The organism is Tetragenococcus koreensis, assembly GCF_003795145.1.
GTDB lineage: Bacteria > Bacillota > Bacilli > Lactobacillales > Enterococcaceae > Tetragenococcus > Tetragenococcus koreensis.
In genome coordinates, this window is the sequence record NZ_CP027786.1 from 2,591,663 (window position 1) to 2,611,714 (window position 20,052).

18 protein-coding genes and 5 pseudogenes are annotated in these 20,052 nt (G+C 35.8%); 19 read left to right on the plus strand and 4 right to left on the minus strand.

What is annotated here, in order from left to right; all coding sequences use genetic code 11:
* Positions 1-292: 292 nt before the first annotated feature.
* The 5 genes and pseudogenes from arsD (C7K43_RS12405) to C7K43_RS12430 all read left to right on the plus strand — a co-directional run bounded on the left by arsD (C7K43_RS12405) (position 293) and on the right by C7K43_RS12430 (position 4,923).
* Positions 293-670 carry an arsenite efflux transporter metallochaperone ArsD gene (arsD, locus tag C7K43_RS12405; protein ID WP_083498310.1) on the plus strand — a complete coding sequence of 126 codons (378 nt, stop codon included), beginning with the start codon at positions 293-295 and terminating at the stop codon, positions 668-670.
* Positions 671-684: 14 nt separating this feature from the next.
* Positions 685-2,427, plus strand: a complete 1,743-nt coding sequence (arsA, locus tag C7K43_RS12410; protein WP_124007096.1) for an arsenical pump-driving ATPase — start codon at positions 685-687, stop codon at positions 2,425-2,427.
* 118 nt (positions 2,428-2,545) lie between these two features.
* Positions 2,546-2,888: pseudogene (locus C7K43_RS12415) on the plus strand (ArsR/SmtB family transcription factor).
* Between the two features lie 7 nt (positions 2,889-2,895).
* Positions 2,896-3,186 (plus strand): annotated as a pseudogene (gene arsD / locus C7K43_RS13510) (arsenite efflux transporter metallochaperone ArsD).
* Between the two features lie 69 nt (positions 3,187-3,255).
* Positions 3,256-4,923 carry an FAD-dependent oxidoreductase gene (locus C7K43_RS12430; protein ID WP_094243848.1) on the plus strand — a complete coding sequence of 556 codons (1,668 nt, stop codon included), beginning with the start codon at positions 3,256-3,258 and terminating at the stop codon, positions 4,921-4,923.
* Positions 4,924-5,110: 187 nt separating this feature from the next.
* On the opposite strand, the gene C7K43_RS12435 is transcribed toward C7K43_RS12430, so the two are convergent.
* Together C7K43_RS12435 and C7K43_RS12440 are read right to left on the minus strand one after the other, a co-directional pair.
* Positions 5,111-5,386 (minus strand): helix-turn-helix transcriptional regulator, encoded by a 276-nt coding sequence (locus C7K43_RS12435; protein ID WP_051923348.1) that lies wholly within the window; start codon positions 5,384-5,386, stop codon positions 5,111-5,113.
* A 5-nt stretch (positions 5,387-5,391) separates the two neighbouring features.
* The gene (locus C7K43_RS12440) at positions 5,392-5,754 is read right to left on the minus strand and encodes a type II toxin-antitoxin system RelE/ParE family toxin (RefSeq protein WP_035020746.1); all 363 of its coding nucleotides are present in this window, start codon (positions 5,752-5,754) and stop codon (positions 5,392-5,394) included.
* A gap of 187 nt (positions 5,755-5,941) precedes the next feature.
* On the opposite strand from C7K43_RS12440, the pseudogene C7K43_RS12445 reads away from it, so the two are divergent.
* A pseudogene (locus C7K43_RS12445) lies at positions 5,942-6,321 on the plus strand (ArsR/SmtB family transcription factor).
* Here C7K43_RS12445 and C7K43_RS13705 read toward each other — a convergent pair.
* Positions 6,226-7,582 (minus strand): annotated as a pseudogene (locus C7K43_RS13705) (IS4 family transposase). The pseudogenes C7K43_RS12445 and C7K43_RS13705 overlap by 96 nt on opposite strands.
* A 161-nt stretch (positions 7,583-7,743) precedes the next feature.
* Between C7K43_RS13705 and C7K43_RS13525 the strand changes: the two are divergent.
* A pseudogene (locus C7K43_RS13525) lies at positions 7,744-7,830 on the plus strand (transcriptional regulator); the annotation flags it as partial.
* 16 nt (positions 7,831-7,846) lie between these two features.
* The gene (locus C7K43_RS12455) at positions 7,847-8,464 is read left to right on the plus strand and encodes a CadD family cadmium resistance transporter (protein WP_124007097.1); all 618 of its coding nucleotides are present in this window, start codon (positions 7,847-7,849) and stop codon (positions 8,462-8,464) included.
* A gap of 357 nt (positions 8,465-8,821) precedes the next feature.
* On the opposite strand, the gene C7K43_RS12460 is transcribed toward C7K43_RS12455, so the two are convergent.
* Entirely contained in the window at positions 8,822-10,018 is a 1,197-nt protein-coding gene (locus C7K43_RS12460; RefSeq protein ID WP_124007098.1) for an IS110 family RNA-guided transposase, read from the minus strand.
* A gap of 654 nt (positions 10,019-10,672) precedes the next feature.
* Here C7K43_RS12460 and C7K43_RS12465 point away from each other — a divergent pair.
* The 11 genes from C7K43_RS12465 to C7K43_RS12515 all read left to right on the plus strand — a co-directional run bounded on the left by C7K43_RS12465 (position 10,673) and on the right by C7K43_RS12515 (position 20,030).
* Positions 10,673-12,523, plus strand: coding sequence for a BglG family transcription antiterminator (locus tag C7K43_RS12465; protein ID WP_124007099.1), 1,851 nt, complete (start codon positions 10,673-10,675; stop codon positions 12,521-12,523).
* A gap of 18 nt (positions 12,524-12,541) precedes the next feature.
* A complete protein-coding gene (locus C7K43_RS12470) occupies positions 12,542-12,877 on the plus strand; it encodes a PRD domain-containing protein (RefSeq protein ID WP_124007100.1) in 336 nt (111 codons plus the stop codon).
* Positions 12,878-12,896: 19 nt separating this feature from the next.
* A complete protein-coding gene (locus C7K43_RS12475) occupies positions 12,897-13,256 on the plus strand; it encodes a glycine-rich SFCGS family protein (protein WP_124007101.1) in 360 nt (119 codons plus the stop codon).
* A 23-nt stretch (positions 13,257-13,279) separates the two neighbouring features.
* Positions 13,280-13,639, plus strand: coding sequence for a DUF4312 family protein (locus tag C7K43_RS12480; RefSeq protein WP_157977756.1), 360 nt, complete (start codon positions 13,280-13,282; stop codon positions 13,637-13,639).
* A 12-nt stretch (positions 13,640-13,651) separates the two neighbouring features.
* Positions 13,652-14,431, plus strand: coding sequence for a DUF4311 domain-containing protein (locus tag C7K43_RS12485; RefSeq protein WP_124007103.1), 780 nt, complete (start codon positions 13,652-13,654; stop codon positions 14,429-14,431).
* 13 nt (positions 14,432-14,444) lie between these two features.
* Entirely contained in the window at positions 14,445-15,104 is a 660-nt protein-coding gene (locus C7K43_RS12490) for a DUF4310 family protein (RefSeq protein ID WP_124007104.1), read from the plus strand.
* A gap of 45 nt (positions 15,105-15,149) precedes the next feature.
* Positions 15,150-16,253: an amidohydrolase/deacetylase family metallohydrolase gene (locus C7K43_RS12495; protein ID WP_124007105.1), complete on the plus strand. Its 1,104-nt coding sequence runs from the start codon at positions 15,150-15,152 to the stop codon at positions 16,251-16,253.
* On the plus strand, positions 16,243-17,346 hold the full coding sequence (locus tag C7K43_RS12500) for a DgaE family pyridoxal phosphate-dependent ammonia lyase (protein ID WP_124007106.1): 1,104 nt from the start codon (positions 16,243-16,245) through the stop codon (positions 17,344-17,346). Before C7K43_RS12495 ends, C7K43_RS12500 begins: the two co-directional genes overlap by 11 nt.
* 2 nt (positions 17,347-17,348) lie before the next feature.
* Positions 17,349-18,092, plus strand: a complete 744-nt coding sequence (gene dagF, locus C7K43_RS12505) for a 2-dehydro-3-deoxy-phosphogluconate aldolase (protein ID WP_124007107.1) — start codon at positions 17,349-17,351, stop codon at positions 18,090-18,092.
* 339 nt (positions 18,093-18,431) lie between these two features.
* Positions 18,432-19,328, plus strand: a complete 897-nt coding sequence (gene gnd, locus C7K43_RS12510; protein ID WP_124007108.1) for a phosphogluconate dehydrogenase (NAD(+)-dependent, decarboxylating) — start codon at positions 18,432-18,434, stop codon at positions 19,326-19,328.
* A 45-nt stretch (positions 19,329-19,373) separates the two neighbouring features.
* The gene (locus tag C7K43_RS12515) at positions 19,374-20,030 is read left to right on the plus strand and encodes an HAD family hydrolase (protein WP_371859841.1); all 657 of its coding nucleotides are present in this window, start codon (positions 19,374-19,376) and stop codon (positions 20,028-20,030) included.
* The last annotated feature ends 22 nt before the right edge of the window (positions 20,031-20,052 follow it).

Genomic DNA, 20,052 nt, shown 5'->3' on the forward strand with positions numbered 1-20,052 from the left:
ATAAAATTAATTTTCGTGTAAATGATTAAAAAATCTAATAATAAAATTTAAATTCCTATTAAGTTGTAACACATGAAATTAGATAGAATCATGTATTCAGAACCTTGATATTTTGAGGTTATTTTTTTGCTAATCAGAGGTACTCTTAGAGATGGCGGCAGGAATTTAAGCTAGTACAATTACTCAAAATTATTTTTTATTGACTATAGATAGATAAAGTTCTATATTATATATAGATAATTGTCTATGTATTAGTTTCAAAATAAATTCTATACAAAGGAGCAAAAAAATTATGACAGAATTAGCATTATTTGAACCAGCAATGTGCTGTAGCACAGGTGTATGTGGACCATCTGTAAATGAAGACTTATTACAAATTACTTCAGTTATGAACGCTTTAGATACATTAGAGGGGTTTCAAGCTAAAAGATACAATTTATCTAGTGATCCTCAAACATTTGTAGAAAACGAACAAATGAGTAAATTATTGCAAGAAAAGGGCGCTGATGCGTTGCCAGCAACATTATTAAATGGAGAAGTAGTTAAAGTGGGAGAATACCCTTCAATTGAAGAAATAACAGCTTTTACAGGAGTCAGATTTGTCCCAATGGGCTCGAATGACGGTGGCTGTTACGGTGGCTGTTGTGGATCAAATTCAGGATGTTGTTAGGAGGATTTTAAAAGATGGAAAATTATCAACCAGAACAATTAAACTTTACAAAATATCTTTTCTTTACTGGTAAAGGCGGAGTAGGAAAAACATCTACAGCTTGTGCTACCGCAGTTTCTTTGGCGGATAGTGGGAAAAATGTTATGTTAGTGGGTACGGATCCTGCTAGTAATTTACAAGATGTTTTTGAGAAAGAATTAACAAACAACGGCTTAGAAATTCCAGAAGTGAAGGGATTAACCGTAGCGAACTTTGATCCAATTACTGCTGCACGTGACTATATGGAAAGTGTTGTTGGTCCGTATAGAGGGGTTTTGCCTGATTCAGCTGTAGCCAACATGGAAGAGCAATTATTAGGTTCTTGTACCGTTGAAATTGTGTCTTTTAATGAGTTTGCTGGCTTTTTAACGAATCCAGAAGTTGAAGCTCAATATGATCACATCATTTTTGATACTGCTCCAACTGGACACACATTAAGAATGCTGCAACTGCCTTCTGCATGGAGTAACTTCTTGGATGAAAACACTACTGGTGTTTCATGTATGGGTCAGCTATCCGGACTTGGCGATAAGCAAGAAATGTATGAACACGCAGTAGACACACTATCAGAGGGTACAAAAACAACCTTAATGTTAGTTACACGTCCGCAAAACGGACCACTGGTAGAAGCGAATAGAGCTTCTGAAGAATTAAAAGAAATCGGTGTGTTAAATCAACAATTAATTATCAATGGATTATTAGAAAGACCGACAGATAGCGTTTCTCAAAAGATTTATGATGAACAACAATTAACGTTAAAAAATATGCCTGATAATTTGAAACAATTTTCAAAATTTATCGTTCCATTACGCTCATATAACGTAACAGGTGTTGAAAACTTACGATTACTTTTAACATCAGATCAAACAAATGCCGTTGTAGAAGCTCCAGAAGTAATGGATTACCCTAAATTACAACACATTGTAGATGAATTAGATCGTACAAATAAAAAAGTTGTTTTCACTATGGGTAAAGGTGGCGTTGGTAAAACTACGATTGCTGCTACACTAGCAACGGGATTGGCAGCCAAAGGAAAAAAAGTTCATTTAGCAACAACAGATCCTGCTGCTCATTTGGGATTTGTAATAAAAGAATCGGATTCAATTAAAATGAGCCATATCGACGAGAAAAAAGAATTACAGGATTATAAGGAAGAAGTGTTAGCTACAGCCCGTAAAACAATGTCTTCTGAGGAATTGGATTATGTTGAAGAAGATTTACGCTCGCCTTGTACTCAAGAAATTGCCGTTTTCAGACGATTTGCAGAGATTGTCGCTACAGTTGATTGCGATGTAGTCGTCATTGATACCGCCCCAACTGGACACACTTTATTGTTATTAGATTCCTCTCAAAGCTATGCTAAAGAAGTGGAACGAACTTCTGGTGAAGTTCCTGAGTCCGTTCGTAGACTGTTGCCAGTCTTACAAGATCCAGAACAAACCGAAGTTGTCATGGTTACTTTACCTGAAAATACACCAGTATATGAATCTATGCGCCTACAAGAAGATTTAAATCGTGCTAAGATCGCTCATACTTGGTGGGTCATAAATAATAGTATGCTAACGAGTGGTACAACAAATGAAGTGCTCAAAGCTCGTGCTAAAAGCGAAGTCACTTGGATTAATAAAGTAGTGGAACTATCTAATGATCATTTTGCAGTAGTAGAGTGGAGTCCCATCGAAGTAAAAGGTTCCGTTATTGAAAGTATTTTAAATTAAAAATATACCTTCCTAAATAGATAACATATGTCTATTTAGGAGGGTATTTTTAATTGTTGCATATAGATAGGACATCATCTATATTTAAATTAAGAGCACAAAAGAAAGGAGTTTGTTTATGGACTATGAGTCTTATGCAGCCGTAATGAAAGCTTTATCTGATCCTAAACGAGTAAAAATATTAGATATTATTTCTTGTGGTGAGCTATGCGCTTGTGATATATTAGAGCAATTTGATTTTACCCAACCGACTTTATCCCATCATATAAAAGTTCTTGTGAATGCAGGTTTAGTAAACGTAGAAAAAAAAAGGAACATGGCACCATTATTCATTGAATGAAAAAAATATGAATCAATTGGTGATCGATACTAGTCAACTTACTTCAAAAAAAACTAGTTGTATTTGTTCTGAAACAGATCAAAAAGGAGCTGCTTTAAGTGAAAAAACTCTTTTTGTATGAGCCAGCGATGTGTTGTAGTACGGGAGTATGCGGTCCTTCAGTAAATGAAGACTTAATACGAGTTTCTTCGATCATGAACGAACTAAAAAAAGCAGAAGGTATTCAAGCTGTCCGTTATAACTTATCAGCTAACCCTAATTCTTTTGTTTGAAATAGTAAGGTTACGGAAATTTTGCAGGAAAAAGGAATGAATTCTTTGCCTATAACCGTTGTAAATGACGAAGTTATAAAAATAGGTTCGTACCTTTCTAACAAAGAAATTATGGACTATACAGGTTTACAGCTGATAACGATTTGAGTTCTTTAATGAGCAAATCCGTTCTACTAACAAGCTTTTATTAAACAATAAGTGAGGAGAAAAAACTATATGAAAATTATTGTCATTGGATCCGTTGCAGCAGGTACTTCTGTAGCAGCTAAAGCTAGAAGAAACACAGAAGAAGCTGAAATTATCGTTTACGATCAAGGAAAAGATATTTCTTATTCTGTTTGCGGGATTCCTTATCAAATTGGTGGCGAAGTTGAAGAATTAAGTGCCTTAACCCCGAGAAATGCAGCATGGTTCAAAAAGAGATACAATGTTTCAGTTTTCACCGAGCATAAAGTGACAAAAGTTGATCATGCCAACAAACAGTTAGAAGTGACGGATCTTGTTTCTGGAGAAAAGAAACTAGAAAATTACGATGTATTGGTTTTTGCTACAGGGGCTTCTCCATTCACTCCACCTCCATTTAATCAAAAAGAGTATGATAATGTGTTCCAAGTTCGAAATATTCAAGACGCACGAGATATTGGAGCCTATTCAGCTAAACAACCTAAAAAAGCATTGATTATTGGTGCTGGATTTATTGGTTTAGAAATGACAGAACAATTAATCCATAAAGGATTAGAAGTAACAATCGTTCAATTAGAAGATCAAGTCATGCCTCCTATGGACGCAGATATGACTTTCCGTGTAGAAGAGCATATGCGTGCAAAAGGTGTTAATTTAATCCTTAGCGACACGGTAAAAACGATTGAAGGAGAAACGTCAGTAGAGAGAGTTATCACGACAAACGGCATTACAATTGAACCAGATATCGTTATTTTATCAGCAGGTGTACGTCCAAATACAGAATTAGCTAAAGAAATGGGCGTAGAACTGGGAGCTTCAAGAGCAATTGCGGTCAACAAAAAAATGCAAACTAATCTTCCAGATGTTTATGCGGTTGGGGATGTGGCAGAAAGCTTCTCCGTTATTACAGGTAAGCCAATCTACCGTCCGTTAGGCTCAACGGCTAATAAAATGGGTCGAATCGCTGGAGATGTCATTACCGGTGGCGATTTAGAGCACAGAGGTGTCTTAGGAACAGGAATATTCAGAATCTTTGATCTACATGTCGGTCAAACAGGATTAACAGAAAAAGAAGCGAAAAAAGAAGGTTATGATGTTGAAATCTTATATAATATCAAGCCAGACCACGCCGAGTATTTAGGTGGGAAAGAATTGACTATCAAAGCATTAGCAGATAAAGAAACCGGTCGCATCTTAGGTGCACAAGCTATCGGTCAAGGTGGCGTAGACAAACGAATTGACGTAATCGCAACAGCTATTACGTTTAAAGCAAAATCGGAAGATTTATTCCATTTAGATTTAGCCTATGCACCACCATTTGCGACAACGAAAGACCCCATTCTTTATACGGGAATGGCATTGGATAATGCATTAAAACGAAATCCATTGTTAACACCAGCTGAATTAATACGTCGCCAAAATAGTGGTGAAAAATTACAAATTATCGATACACGTTCTAAAAAAGATTATGACAAATCACATGTTAAAGGAGCAATTCATGTTCCTTTGGCTGAACTGAGAGAAAGAAATGTAGAATTAGACAAATATGTAGCAACGGTCACTTATTGTAATAAAGGTGTAACTGGTAATGCATCTCAAAATTTATTATTAAATTATGGATTTGAAAAAGTTTATAATTTATCTGGTGGGAATAAAAATTATCAAAGTTATCTTAAAATGTTAAAATCGAAATCAAAATAAATAAAAAAAAGAATCAGACAGCCAAAAGTTGCTGTCTGATCTTTTTTTTACGATTTAAATAAATGAAGCCAATACGGTAGCGCCCCCCAAAAGTTTAGATTTCACTCTAACTTTTGGGGGGCGCTACCTATTTGAGTATTGAGAGAGCTTATTTTAATTTTAGAGCGAAAGAGCTTCATCGTATAATTTAATTTTTTACCAGTTTTTTAGTCGTTTTGTCTATAAATGTCAGCTCTAAGTTTAAACCGTCTGCAATTTTTGTAATGGTCTTTAGAGAAGGAGCATAAGAAAAGTTTTCTACACGAGCTATTTGAGCCTGAGAAACATGTACTTTTTCAGCTAATTCTTTTTGAGTCATATTCTTTTCTCTACGGAGACTGGCTAATAAAGCAGTCAACTCAATCAGATTTTTATCTTCTTGAGAAATGCTGCTAATGTCTTTCTTTACATCTGTCCATTTCATACTAATCATCCTTTCTTGCGTTCTAACCAATCAGCTAATTCACGTTTAGCTTGTTCAATTTCTCTTTTGGGTGTCTTTTGGGATTTTTTTCTAAACTGGTGTAATAAAATTAATTCATTATCTTCTAAGGTTGCAAAAAATACGCGATTAGGAACTGGGCGTAATTCCCAAATTTTACCCTCAATCTGTTTAACAAGAGGCTCACCTATAAAAGTGCCGTCATATTCCAGACGTTCCATTTGATAATAGAGCTTTTTTAAGGTGGATTTATTTTCTTTAGTCGGGTTACTATCCAGTTCTTTGATCCAATTCACTATTTGACTTTGGCCTTTCTTATCTTCATAGAACTCTATTTCATATTTTTTCATAGAAACTCCTATCACTCTCTGTATACCTCTATAATATATCAAAAATGATATATCATCAAGTTTTATAATTGCTTTTCAATACATGAAATTGCTTATAATAGTGTATTGAAATTAAGGTAGATTGACAAACGAGTGATCAAATAGATATACTACATTCAAACGACCGTTTGAATGTGAGGTGAGATGAATGGAAAAAGTTTGCCAAGTGACTATCGTACATAAAGAAAAAGTAAATGTAATAAAAAAAAATTGGATCAAAAAGATTTTTCAAACTTACTTGTGTTAGGGAAATGTTTCAGCGATTCTTCTAGAATTAAAATTTTTTATGCTTTAGAAACCTATAAGGAAATGTGTGTCTGTGATTTAGCAGAAATACTTAATGCTAGTGTCGCTACAACGTCACACCATTTACGTTTTTTAAAAAAACATGGAATGGCAAAATCACGTCAAGATGGAAAAGTAGTTTATTACTCAAGTTTCGCACACCAAATCTGGGAGATAAGCCTTGATATAACGGGGCAGAGTATCCACCCAGTGTTGGAGTTGACTTGTAATAAAATCTTGTAATTGGCTTCCTGATTCTTCGCTTACCGCTTGAATAATATGTACTAATTCGATAAGAGCAGCGGACCAATCGAGTTCTTTTATTTGATCGCCCAGTTCATAAAATAAGCCACCTAAGGTCCGCTCATCATTGGCACAGCGCTGCTGCCAGCTTAATAAAATATACCGTGTGAACACAATGGTGGTGTGACAAATTAAGGCTTGATAATGTCGCGTTTGTGTTTCTTTAGTCAGATGAAGCAATGATTTCGATGCCTTAAAAAATGTCTCGATGTCCCATCTCGCCGAGTATGTTTTGACCATTTCTTGGGAAGATAAATCCAGATCATCGGTCATAATCGCCAACCAAGCACTTTTCTTATTGTGATTTTTGACAAAAACGATTTTCACGGGATTTTTGCCGGAGCTTGGTTTCACCACAATCGAGGAAATAATCGCTTCTTGTGTATATTCTTTCGTAGATTTGGCATAAAGTTCTTCCAGCTTGTATAAACGTTGATGAAAAAGGTATTTGGTTTTTCCATTTTTCACCATCCCAATGGTGTGAATCCCATATCGTGTAATTGGTCTATCATTTTAGGGAAGTAAACCATTTATCCATCAACACATGGGTGGCGTAAATCCCTTGGTTCAAGGCGCGTTGAACCATCTCAAGTGCCACTTCGGGCATTTTACGACTTGATTCGTTGAATCGTTTGGCTCCTACGGTTCGTTGATCTTTTTCTGCTATTGTTTGGTTCACTTTTTTCTTACCGGATAGTAACCCGAAATCAATCGGAATGAAAGAATAGCCATCGGAGAACCCTAAAGTAAGCATACGATACCCTTTGTATCCTTGTTTGAGCGCATGATCCCAAAGACGAGCTAAGCCTGGTACCTCTTGGCTTCGATTACGATAAAACGTCGAATCATCCAAGATCAACGTCCGAATATGGGTTTTCGTATCCGTTAAAGAATGGAGCTTTTCGATGACAGACGCACTAAACCGAAGTAAAAACAGACGCCAGTTGTTATGGGGATTGTTCATCCATCGATACACGGTATCTTTTTTCATGTATTGGTCGCTTTCCCGCCCACTGAGAACTTGGTTTAAGGATTTTCCTTTAAAGACGAGGCTAAAGAGAAAAGTGAATAGAATAGCCACCGAATACCCTTTTTGCTTTTCCATATGGGCTTGTTTTAAAAATTGCGTGACTTTTAATTCAGAAAAAAGGGCTTTTATTTCATTCGGTAATTGATTTTTAATAGCTTTTAAGTGTACCATAAAGGCAAGAACTCCTTTGTTTTTGGTTTGTGGTTAAATCAATTATAAAACAAAAGGAGTTCTTTTTGTATAAAAAGGTAGGCAGTCAATATCAGGACTTTTTTCGACCTAAGAGTTGATAAGACCGTTGTTTAATATCATTTTACATGTGCGAAACTTGAGTTTATTACTCTTTAGCGAATGAAGACATCCTTTCCGCTATTCATGTTTTTTTAAAGTTATCAGAAAATCTATCTATGAAATCTTAGTTTGGAGGAAGTTATTTTGTTACAAAGTATTTTTTCAGCTATCGCTATTTATATTTCTACCAGCATTGATTATTTGTTTATCTTGCTAATTATCTTTTCTCAAAGTCACACACAAAAAGGTATTCGTCACATTTTTTGGGGTCAATATCTTGGAACAGGCATTTTGGTAGCCGTAAGTTTGTTTGCTGCTTATGTGCTAAATTTTATTCCGCAAGATTGGATCATTGGATTTCTTGGATTAATTCCAATTTATTTAGGTATCCGTGTCGCTGTGATAGGCGAAGAGGAGGAAGAAGAAGAGGAAGTCGTTGAAAAGTTAGAATCTAGAGGAACCAGTCGGTTATTTTGGACTGTCACCTTAATAACCATTGCGTCAGGTGGCGATAATTTAGGGATTTATATTCCCTACTTTACTTCGCTAGCTGTTTCCGAAATTGTTATTACTTTAATCGTATTTGCTATCTCTGTTGCGGTTCTTTGCTGTGTCAGTTATAAATTAGCCAAAATTTCCTTTGTTTCCGAAACGTTAGAAAAATATGAACGAATCATTGTTCCTATCGTGTTTATTGGTTTAGGAATTTATATATTGATCGAAAATGGTACGATTCAAACTGTATTGAGTTTATTTAATTAATAAATAGTTTGATTGTTAGTACAAAAAAAGACAGCGATTAAAACTCGTTGTCTTTTTTTTGTACTAACAGATTGGCGCATTATCTAAGTAATATAATTCGATACATGAAATTACATAAAATCATGTATCAAGAATCCTATCCCTATAGGGTTCTTTTTTTTTACTCTCCCTAAACACACGATTTCGTGTTATAATAACTATAATCATGTATTCGAACAGACTAAAAAGACAAACTATATTAAGTCAAGAGAATAAACAAAAAATGGAATAACAAAAATTTATTCTTTGGTTTGTCGAAATTTGGGCATACGAAATAAGCCTTTAAAATAGCCATTTTAAAGAAAGGTTGTTTTTTAATTAGTTAACGACCACTTTGTTCTCTTGATAGGGCTCTCCTGTTTTTAAGATATGGAAAATGATGCGAACCAGTTTTTTTACTACATGCGTGATGGCGACCGTATAATGTTTGCCTTCTTCTAACTTTTTGTTCAAATACTTTTTCATTGGAGGCGCCCAAACCGTAGAGAGTCGTGCAGCTTCATGTAATGCCCAACGTAAGGAGGTGGAACCACGCTTCACCATATGACCATTCTCTTGTTGGTTTTCTCCTGAAGTACTGATTGAAGGTTCTGAACCAGCAAAAGCGAGTAATTGAGCGGGCGTTTGGAAATGATCAATGGAACGGATCTCAGCTAAAATAATGGCCCCTAGCTTAACGCCAATGCCTGGAATGGTCAGTATAGGCGAATCAATGGTCTTCATAAGTTTTTCAACTTCCTTCTCCGCGCTTTTTAGTAAGGTAGTGAAATACTCAATCAAATCAATGGTTTGGAGTAATTCAAATTCTAAAATAGCGGATGCTTGACCAATGGTCGAAGCTGCCAGTTGTTTAAAGGCAATGGCTTGTTCTTTCCCATATTTTCCCCGTGAAGATTGGGATAAAAGGTTGGTTAACCGGGTCAAATGCGCCTGAGCGATTTTCTGGGGAGAAGGAAAGACTTTGAGCATCTCATAAATGGCTTGGTTATGGTGGGCATTTTGCCCTTCCAGAGAAGGCGCTAATTCGGGAAAAAGAAGGTCTAACAAGCGGGTATAATTGGTCTTTTGTTTCGCACGCGCTTGTTGGAGGCGGCTCACATTTCGTGTGGCATACTTCAGCTCAAGTATACGCGTATCGGTCTCAAACAAGGTTTTATCAACATCTTCTCGTAATTTACGAGCAATGGTCACGGCATCTTTTTTATCCGTCTTAGTTTTACGAAGGGTCTGTTTTTTGGCAAATTCTTTAATCAAAAACGGATTATAACTGAATGTAGAATAGCTATGGGTACGGAGAAAACGAATCAAATTATAGGAATAGTGTCCCGTATCTTCTAAGGCAATTTGAATCTCTTGTTGGGTGGTCACTCGGAGATTCTCAAAGGTCATTTGAAGATGGGTGAAACCCTCCCGGTTATTTTGAATTTTTAAGTGACGGATAAACACTTCTCCTTGACTATCAATGACGGCTAAATCATGTTTGTGCTTAGCGACATCTATTCCTGCATATAACATAAAGAACCACTCCTTGTGTAAAAAAATATGCGCTGTGTTCCACGCTCTCTAAGCCGATGTAACCTTGTGAACTATCAAGCGTCAGGGCGATTGCCTTGCGCTAACAAACTTATTAACAATCTGACAAAGAGTTGTGGTTAGAGCCTTTTTCAACCAGTATTCAAGTAGAATCTGTTGGAGGAAATACTAATCCACAGCGCTTATCATCAGTATAAATAACAATACGGTAAAAAGAAAAGTCATTTTAACTGACTAAATTAAATATACAAGGAGTATATAAAAATAAACAGCGATATTTCATTTGCTTTTATTTGAAAATGGCTTTTATAATATTTACTAGAACCTCTTTTAAGCTAGGTATTAAACCACCCTAGCTTAAAAGAGGTTCTTTCTGTCAAGAATATAAACTTAATTTATGCGTAAATAATTGAGGGTGCTTGTTTGCTAATCTGAAAAGGAACAAATGCAATAGTTAAATGTAAATATGAGGACTTAAGAGTATAGGTAAAGTCATGTAATTAACTTGTTGCACTAATAAAAACTAAATTTTGGATCATTTTGTATATGGAATTGCACTAAAAAAGGTGCAATAATTTTGTATTGTGATAGAAAGCACTAAAATGTATATTAAAAATATAAGGAGATAGAAGTGATATGGAACTTTCTAGGCGAAGTATTAAAATCATTTTAAAATTGTTGGAAAATGAATCGACCATAACGACAAGAGAGTTGGGTGAGAAATTTAACGTTAGCGTTAGAACAATTAAGTATGATTTGGCGGATATCCGTGAATGGTTAAAAATAAAAAACATAAAATTATATAGTCAAAGAAATAAAGGCGTTTGGTTTGACTTAACCGATGTAGAAAAAATAACCCTTAAAAATGAGTTACTCGTAACTCAAAGTTTTGATGTTTATCCGGATCAAACGACCAGAGTTTCAAGAATCTTAATGCAGTTGTTGATGACAAACGATCTTCTTACTATTGATAAATTAGCAGACTTTTTATCGGTATCGAAAAATACGATAGTTACAGATTTAGAAAAAGTAGACTTACTTGCTGAAACTTTTCAAGTAAAGCTTAGCAGGAGCAGCGGATATGGACTATCCGTACAGGGAAAGGAAGAAGATCTACGTTACTTAATAGAACACTTACTTCAATCGAACTTTACAGAATATGATATTTATATCATTATGAACCAATTAGTTAATCCTAAAGATGAAAGAACAAGTTCTATTAACTTAGGAAAAAACGACCTATTTCAATCGACGTATACTAAGATAATAAATGAGTTATCATTACTGCTTAACCCTACTTTGTTAGATCAGTTTAATTATACTGAGTTACTATCCATTTCATTACGAAGTGCCATATCTGTTTGTCGATTAAGTTTACATCAGCCTATTGGTTCATTAAAGCTTTTAAATGACCAAGAAAAACTAATTCAGAAGAAAAGTATACCGTTCTTAATTATGAAAAAAATCTTTGAACAATATGATCTACCTTTATTAGAAGAAGAGTATAAGTATATTGCAAGCAATTATACAAAAAAAGGCCCCGTCCAAGATTCACTTGATTTAACTAATCGATTGATTAAAGATGTCACGGAAGAAATTTCTATTCCTTTCATTAAAGATCATCAATTATTGACTAATTTATTCGCACATTTATCCTTGCGGTTAAGTAAGAAGTATCAGTTTATTAACGAATATAATCCCTTTGTGGACGATATAAAGAAAAAATATCCTGATCTTTTTAATGCTGTCTTAGTAGCTTGTCGGAGAGAAATAGTTAATTTAGGAGTTCGAATAGACGAATCTTTTGTTGCCTATATAGCACTTCATTTTTTGGCCTCTCTTGAAAAACAAAAACAAGAAGTTATTCGTGTTGTATACATATGTTCTACTGGATTAGGAGTGACTAATCTTATACAGCAGCGGATATATGAAGAAATTGGTAATGTAGAGATTATTGGATTCGCTTCAGTTTTGAACGCAGACGAAGTAATAAAAGAAAAAAAGCCAGATCTTGTGATTAGTATTTTCCCAATTGAAAGCGATACTTGTCCTGTGATTAAAGTCAATGCAATTCCCTCAAAAGATGACATTCAAAAAATTAAAAGTACCGTTGACTATTTATTAGCAAATAATGGTGGTATTTTTGAGAGTCATTTAAAACAAACCAGAGAAAAAAATGAGTTTAAAAACAGTGAAAAATTTAGTCAGGATTTGATTGTAAAAGGCTATATTATTTACGAAGGATTATTGACTATTTTTAAAGGAGTGCTAAAAGATGATTACTTAGATGCTTTTTTGTTGCATGTATTCTTAATGGTGCATCGGATAACTTTTGATATCCAGTATGATCCAGTAGGAAACGTAGATAAAGATGTATTAATTAGTGATAAGCAACTTCTATTAAAAGTTGAACAGCTTTTTGCTGAAAACGATTTATCAGTTAATGATGCTGAACTAACCGCATTATTTCAATATATAGACATTTAGTTAAATGAGGAGGAAAAAATGGAAATAACTGAAGAAGCAAAGGAAATAATTGAGAATAGTCTTTATCAGAATGAATTAAGAAAAATAATAGAATATACGGATGATCAGCTAGTTAGTAATGATATAAGTCTTAGTGGAATTCAGTGGACTGTCCTTATTAATCACTTAAAAGAAATGATTGATAGGAAAAAAGAGGGGGCGTCTATACCTGAAGTTGATTCAGCAATGTTTTCTGAAGTTTCATCAGATTCATTATTAATTGCTGATAATATAGTTAAAAATATAGGAAATTTAAGCGAAGATGAAAAATATATTTTATCAATTCACTTTGAAGCAGCAAAAGAAAATAATTAATAAATTGGAGGAAAAAATTATGGTAAAAGTAGTTATTGCAGATCGGATGGGGAAAGGACAAAATGTAGCAAAAGGTGTAGAAGCTGCAGAAGGAACGGCAGTAGTAGTCCCTGGCATGGGAGCTGATATGAGATTAGGCGATGTGATGCAAGAAGAAAACGCAGATTTAGGAATATCCTTTTGTGGAAGTGGAGGCGCAGGTGCACTAACTGCAGCAAATAAATACGGTTATCCAGAACGGCATGGAATGCGCTCGATTGATGAAGGAGTTACCGCTATTAATGATGGAAAAATCGTTTTAGGCTTTGGCTTTTTGGACCAAGAAGAACTAGGCAAAAGAATAGTTGAAACTTATCTAAAGAAATACGGTAGTCAATAGTTTTTTGGAAAGGAGATCATATAGTGAATGTTTTAGAAAAAGAAAAAAGTTCAGTTACTGTGACCGGTAGAGGAAAAAATAGAAAAGAGGTTTTTGCCGATGCTTTGAGCAGTGTGCAAAAACAAATTACTAAATATGCAGATAACGTACCTGTACGAATTGAACCAGTTACAATCACTATACTCTCTGCAGAAGAAAAATCTTACATGGAACGATTCTTATTTTTCTTTTTTCCTAGGAAGAAAACAGAATATACATTAAAGTTGAAAATTGGTATAGAAATATCAAGTATTGACGTAAACAAAGTGGACTTTAAAAAAATAGATGAAACAAAGCCAAAGTTGTTCAAAAAATCTATTTTGGCTAAAAGAATAAAAGAATAAAGGAGAAAGAAAATGGAGTTTGTTACGATACTAATAAAATCATTAATTATTGGTGGATTGTTGGGATTTTCTGCAGGTGTTGGGGCAGCTAGAATGTTCCATGCGCCAAATACACAAGCTCTGGGAGCATTTCGTACACTTGGAGAAATGAACGCTTGCCAGGGTGATGCAGCTTCTCACTTTTCATTTGGTTTAGGTTTTTTCTTTAACGCTTGGGCATCAGCGGTAGGAGCTGGTGCTTTTACACAAGATGTCACTCATCGGGTGGTTCCAAACTGGGCTGCTGCTGCTTTATTATATAAAAATAAGGATGTAAGTCAGACAATCCAAGATCCCAAAAAAATGGGGATCGCTGGAACTATTATTGGAATGATCGTAGTTGCCTTTTTAAATAGTACTGCTGCTGCTATTCCTGAAGCATTACAAGTGACTGCAGTTGCGGTATTAGTCCCTGCGGCAACAATATTAATTGATACAGTTATGCCTATTATTTTCTGGCTAGCTGCAATTGATGCTGGTAGACGAACTGGTTTTTGGGGGACTTTATTTGGCGGATTCGCTCAGATGATTATGGGAAATGCTGTACCTGGAGTAGTTTTGGGCATATTGATAGGAAAAGGTGTCGATGACCAAGGCTGGTCAAGAATTACGAGAATCATCTTATTTGCCGCAATTTTACTATTTATTCTAAGTGGGTTCTTCCGTGGTTTTGATTTGGAATTATTGGAAAGCTTTAAGCTGTCAGTTCCGGATTGGTTAGATAATGTTCACGAAATTATTAAGACAGAATAGGAGAGACTAAAGGATGGAAGATATAACAGAAGAAAAAAGAGCAAAAAGTTTTTGGTTTGCAGACTGGGCCTTTCCTCTCATAGTTGGAATAATGTCTGCCGCAATTTTTACTGGGACTTACATGTATATTCAGTATGGCGTAGGTGCTTTTAATGAGGTGGCCATCGTAGCGATGCTGAAAGCAGGATTAGATGGTGGTTCTTACGGAGCGGCAGCAGCTTTTGGGGCGAGCTTTTTATTTGCAAGGATCCTTGAGGGTTCATTAGTTGGAATCTTGGATTTAGGCGGTTCGATACTTACTGGGTTAGGCATTGGGATTCCCGCTATTCTATTAAGTGTTGGAATTACTGCACCACTTAACAATTTTCCTTTAGCGCTTCTTACTGGAGGAATACTAGGACTACTTATTGGTGGAATTATTGTACTAATACGTAAATTCACTATTAATCAGTCAAGTTCAACTTTTGGTGCCGATATTATGATGGGAGCAGGAAATTCATCTGGGCGTTTTTTAGGTCCATTGATTGTACTTAGTGCTGCTCAAGCTTCTATTCCAATTGGTATAGGTGCGACTGTTGGGGCCCTAATTTTTTATAAATTTGAAAAGCCAATTGCTGGGGGAGCTATTTTAGGAGCAATGGTATTAGGGGCAATATTCCCAGTGGCTGTCTAGTAGGAAAAAGAATAATGTTTAAGTAGAAAGGTCGTAAAAATTATTATGGAAGAAACAGTTTTAAAAGGTGGAAAGCTGATTACAGGTGAAACCTATGACGTTGCTTTTAAAGATAATAAGATCACACAAGTTGCGCCTTCAATTGATACAAAAAACAAAAAAGTCATCAATATTGATGGAAAGTTTATATCTGCTGGTTGGATAGATGATCACGTTCATTGTTTTGAAAAAATGAGTTTGTATTATGATTTCCCCGATCAAGTAGGTGTAGAAAAAGGAGTTACAACGGTTATTGATGCCGGAACTACCGGTGCAGAAAATATAACAGATTTTTATCAGTTAGCAAAAAAAGCGAGAACGAATGTTTTTGCTATGGTCAACATTTCTAAAACAGGGATCGTTGAACAAGATGAGTTAGCTGATTTAACAAAAGTTAAAGAAGAGCTTGTAACAAAAGCTATTCAAGGTTTACCTGAATTTATAGTTGGTATTAAAGCGCGAATGAGTAAAACAGTTATTGGTGATAATGGAATTACACCATTAGCTTTAGCAAAGAAAATTCAGGAAAAAAATCATCATATACCTTTGATGGTTCATATTGGTTCAGCCCCCCCAGAATTAAATGAAACGCTGTCTTTAATGGAAAAAGGTGATGTATTAACCCATTGCTTTAATGGAAAAAGCAACGGAATTTTAAATTCTAATACAAATGAAATTAAAGATTTTGCTAAACAAGCTTATGATAAAGGGGTCGTTTTTGATATTGGACATGGTACAGATAGTTTTAACTTTAATGTAGCAGAAGTTGCCTTAAAAGAAGGAATTAAGGCTAAATCTATCAGTACAGATATCTATATTCGTAACCGAAAAAATGGGCCAGTTTACGATATGGGGACAACGCTAGAAAAATTACATGTCACTGGATACTCTTGGGGAGAAATCATTGAAAAAATTACTGTTGCTCCGGCTGATAATTTTAACCTTTCTGCAAAAGGTAAATTAGAAGTGGGATATGATGCAGATGTTACCGTATTTGACTTTATTTCAGGAGAAAAAGAGCTAACAGATTCAAATGGTTTTACTAGGAACACCAATGAGCAAATTCAACCATTTAAGACAGTTATTGGAGGACAAGTTTATGACAATTAGTTATGAAAAGTTTGCGTTAAAAGAAGTGATTAATGCCTCTGGAAAGATGACGATTTTAGGGGTTTCTAAGGTATCTGATGCTGTACTAGAAGCGCAGCGTTTTGGCGGACAGCACTTTTTTGAAATGGAAAAATTAGGGACCCATACGGGGAAATATTTAGCCGACTTATTACAGGTAGAGGATGCGCAGATTGTTTCTTCAGCCTCTGCGGGGATTGCGCAATCCGTGGCTGCGATCATTGGTCAAGGCGATGTTTATCATGCCTACCATCCATATACAGAAAAGATCAAAAAACGGGAAATTATCCTGCCTAAAGGCCATAATGTTGACTATGGCACGCCGGTAGAAGTCATGGTCGCACAAGGGGGAGGCGAACTCGTTGAAGCTGGCTATGCGAATATGTGCACCCCAGAGCATCTGGAGATGATGGTCACTGAAAATACAGCGGCGATCCTTTATATTAAAAGCCACCATACCGTCCAAAAAAGCATGCTTTCTGTGGAAGAAGCGGCGGCTGTGGCTAGACAAAAGGAGCTTCCCTTAATCGTAGACGCGGCGGCTGAAGAGGATCTGTTTAAATATAGTCAAGCCGGAGCTGATGTGGTTATTTATTCCGGAGCTAAAGCCATCGAAGGGCCCAGTGCTGGCTTAGTCATTGGGAAGAAAGATTATATTGACTGGGTTCGTTTGCAAGGCAAAGGTATTGGACGGGCCATGAAAATCGGGAAAGATAATATTTTAGGCTTTACTCAAGCGGTGGAAGACTATTTATCCCAAGGCAGCGAAGCTGGGGAATCAATGAAAAAACGGCTACAGCCCTTTGTCGCTGAAATCAATCAAATTAAGAACCTAGAAGCAACCGTTGTTCAAGACGGGGCAGGTAGAGATATCTATCGCGCAAGCGTCAAAGTTACTGGGGATAAAGAGGCAAAGCAAGTGATTTCTGAATTAAAAGCAGAGAATCCGGCGGTCTATACACGAGAATATCAAGCCAATAATGGCATTATTGAATTTGATATCCGCTCGGTGAATGAAGAAGAAATGACAAAAATTGTGAAGCGATTACAACAAGTGATGAAAGAAGGAGATTAACATTGGCTTTAATACCTAATTATTTAGAAAATCGAATCTGTTTAAATGTTTTAGCAAATTCCGTAGAAAATGCAAAAGAATGCTATGAGGCAGCTGAAGGACATGTATTATTAGGGGTTCTCTCGAAAGATTATGAAAGTGACGAGTCAGCGATTGAAGATATGAAAAAATATCAAGAAGCGATCCATAATGCCTTATCCGTTGGTTTAGGCGCAGGCGATCCTAATCAAAGTGCGATGGTCTCTCGTCTTTCTGCGGTATTACAACCGCAACATGTCAACCAAGTGTTTACGGGCGCTGGTTTTTCACGTGCGCTATTAGGCCAAAACGAAACGGTCGTAAATGCTTTAGTTTCTCCGACAGGAAAAGTCGGTTATGTGGATATCGCCACTGGCCCTTTAAGCTCCCAGCAAAAAGCGACCGAAGTTCCAGTGGATACAGCGATTGCTCTATTAAAAGATATGGGCGCCAGTTCCCTTAAATACTTCCCTATGAAAGGATTAAAGCATAAAGAAGAATATATGGAAGTGGCGAACGCTTGTGCTAGGAATGATTTCTATCTAGAACCAACAGGTGGTATTGACTTAACAAACTTTGAAGAAATTGTCCAAATTGCCATTGATGCCGGAGTAGAAAAAGTCATTCCGCACGTGTACAGTTCGATCATTGATCAAACAACTGGAGATACAAAACCTGATGATGTAAAACAACTTTTTATTATGATGAAAAATGCTTTGGCCAAGTAATAGGCGTATAACTATTTAATTATTGATATTTTAAAATACGTAGGACATCGGTGTTAAACATCTGTCCTACGTGTTTTATTGTAAGTAATAACTCTATAATTTTTGGAGAATATAAAGAGAAGTCATTATATCTTTTTTATTTCAAAACTTTTTTGTAATACAATCGTCCTAAAAAATCACAAAAAAGTGCTATTGAAACTTTGTTTTATTTATCATTACCGAATACTATTCATAGTTTTTTGGCAATGGGATTGAAATAACTATGTTTATGTACTATCGTAAATTGTGGAACGTATAAAATACAGAATTTATCTTAAGTAGATTCGAGGAGATGTTGAGTTGGATATTCGTATTATTGGTTTAGGAAAAATGGGGTTAAACTTAGCTTATAATTTATTAGAACATGGCTATAATGTTTCTGGTTACGATCAGAATAGTACGGTAAAAAATGAATTTGAACAAAATGGTGGAACTTTTTATTCAAGTTTTGAAACATTAATGAGCGATAAAAAGCAACCATCTGTTGTTTGGCTAATGCTTCCAGCAGGAGAAATCACCAATAATCAAGTTGCTTCGTGCATTAACGCAATGGATGAAGAGGATATTTTAATTGATGGTGGAAATTCTAAATTTACAGATAGCCAAAAAAATGGTGAAAAAGCCAAAGAGAAGGGGATATACTTTTTCGATGTAGGTACTTCTGGTGGCACGTCCGGTGCACGTGAAGGTGCTTGTATGATGATCGGCGGAAATGCAGAAAAATTTGAAGATATTCGTCCGTTATTTGAAGCTATTTGTGTGAAAGATGGTTATCTTTATTGTGGTCCCGTCGGTAGCGGACATTATTTGAAAATGATTCATAATGGAATTGAATATGGTATGATGCAAGCGATTGGTGAAGGATTTAATCTTATTCATCATGGGGAATATGATTATGATTTGCCAGCAGTTGCGAAAGTATTTAATAACGGTTCTGTGATTCGCAGCTGGTTAATGGGACTAACAGAGGATTTGTTGCAAGATGATCCAAATCTTAACGAAATTGAAGGTGTCATCCCATCTTCGGGCGAAGGGAAATGGACGGCCGAAGAAATGCTACGGCAAGAGCTGTCGGCTCCAGTAATTACACAGGCCTTGTTAACTAGATATGCTAGTGTTGATAAAGAAAAGTATGGCGAAAAAATTGTCGCTTCTTTACGTAATCAATTTGGTGGACATGAAGTTTCGAAGAAATAACGTAGTCACTTTTAGTACCGAAAAAATTTATGAACTTTAGGAGAAATAATGAATACTTTTATATTTGACATGGACGGCGTAATCGTCGATTCTGAATACACTTATTTTAAATCAAAAACGGATATTCTTCATGAAGCAGGCCATGACGTGCCTGTTAGTTACCAATACCAGTTTATGGGGACAACTTCTGATTTTATGTGGCAAATCATGAAAGAAGAATTTAATTTACCGCAAACTGTGGAAGAATATGGTAAAGAAATGAATCGGCGACGCGATGAAATCATTCAAAAGGATGGCGTTCAACCGATTGCCAATGTAAGAGATTTAATAAAACGTTTGTCTGAAGCTGGGTTTAAATTAGGCGTTGCATCGGCTTCGCGTAAAGAAGAAATTATTCGTAATTTGAAAGAATTAGGATTAGATTCTTACTTCACACAAGCTGTTAGCGCAGAAGAAGTTGAACATTCAAAACCAGAACCAGATGTCTTTTTACACACAGCGGAATTGCTTGGTTCGAAGCCTAGTGATTGTATAGTAATTGAAGATACTAAAAATGGCACCCGTGCAGCCAAGGCAGCGGAGATGTATTGTGTTGGTTTTGCTAACCCGGATTATCCAGCCCAAGATCTGTCTTGTGCGGATGAGATTATCAAAGATTTTCGCGAAATTAATGAAAATTGGTTAAACGAAAAAAGGTTATAAAAATAAATAAGAAACTCTTTTC

Excerpts from the sequence above, each read along its gene's own strand:
- arsD (WP_083498310.1), top strand. The coding sequence starts at position 293 with ATGACAGAATTAGCATTATTTGAACCAGCAATGTGCTGTAGCACAGGT.
- arsA (WP_124007096.1), top strand. The coding sequence starts at position 685 with ATGGAAAATTATCAACCAGAACAATTAAACTTTACAAAATATCTTTTC.
- C7K43_RS12430 (WP_094243848.1), top strand. The coding sequence starts at position 3,256 with ATGAAAATTATTGTCATTGGATCCGTTGCAGCAGGTACTTCTGTAGCA.
- C7K43_RS12435 (WP_051923348.1), bottom strand. The coding sequence starts at position 5,386 with ATGAAATGGACAGATGTAAAGAAAGACATTAGCAGCATTTCTCAAGAA.
- C7K43_RS12440 (WP_035020746.1), bottom strand. The coding sequence starts at position 5,754 with ATGAAAAAATATGAAATAGAGTTCTATGAAGATAAGAAAGGCCAAAGT.
- C7K43_RS12460 (WP_124007098.1), bottom strand. The coding sequence starts at position 10,018 with ATGTTATATGCAGGAATAGATGTCGCTAAGCACAAACATGATTTAGCC.
- C7K43_RS12465 (WP_124007099.1), top strand. The coding sequence starts at position 10,673 with ATGGAACTTTCTAGGCGAAGTATTAAAATCATTTTAAAATTGTTGGAA.
- C7K43_RS12470 (WP_124007100.1), top strand. The coding sequence starts at position 12,542 with ATGGAAATAACTGAAGAAGCAAAGGAAATAATTGAGAATAGTCTTTAT.
- C7K43_RS12475 (WP_124007101.1), top strand. The coding sequence starts at position 12,897 with ATGGTAAAAGTAGTTATTGCAGATCGGATGGGGAAAGGACAAAATGTA.
- C7K43_RS12485 (WP_124007103.1), top strand. The coding sequence starts at position 13,652 with ATGGAGTTTGTTACGATACTAATAAAATCATTAATTATTGGTGGATTG.
- C7K43_RS12490 (WP_124007104.1), top strand. The coding sequence starts at position 14,445 with ATGGAAGATATAACAGAAGAAAAAAGAGCAAAAAGTTTTTGGTTTGCA.
- C7K43_RS12495 (WP_124007105.1), top strand. The coding sequence starts at position 15,150 with ATGGAAGAAACAGTTTTAAAAGGTGGAAAGCTGATTACAGGTGAAACC.
- C7K43_RS12500 (WP_124007106.1), top strand. The coding sequence starts at position 16,243 with ATGACAATTAGTTATGAAAAGTTTGCGTTAAAAGAAGTGATTAATGCC.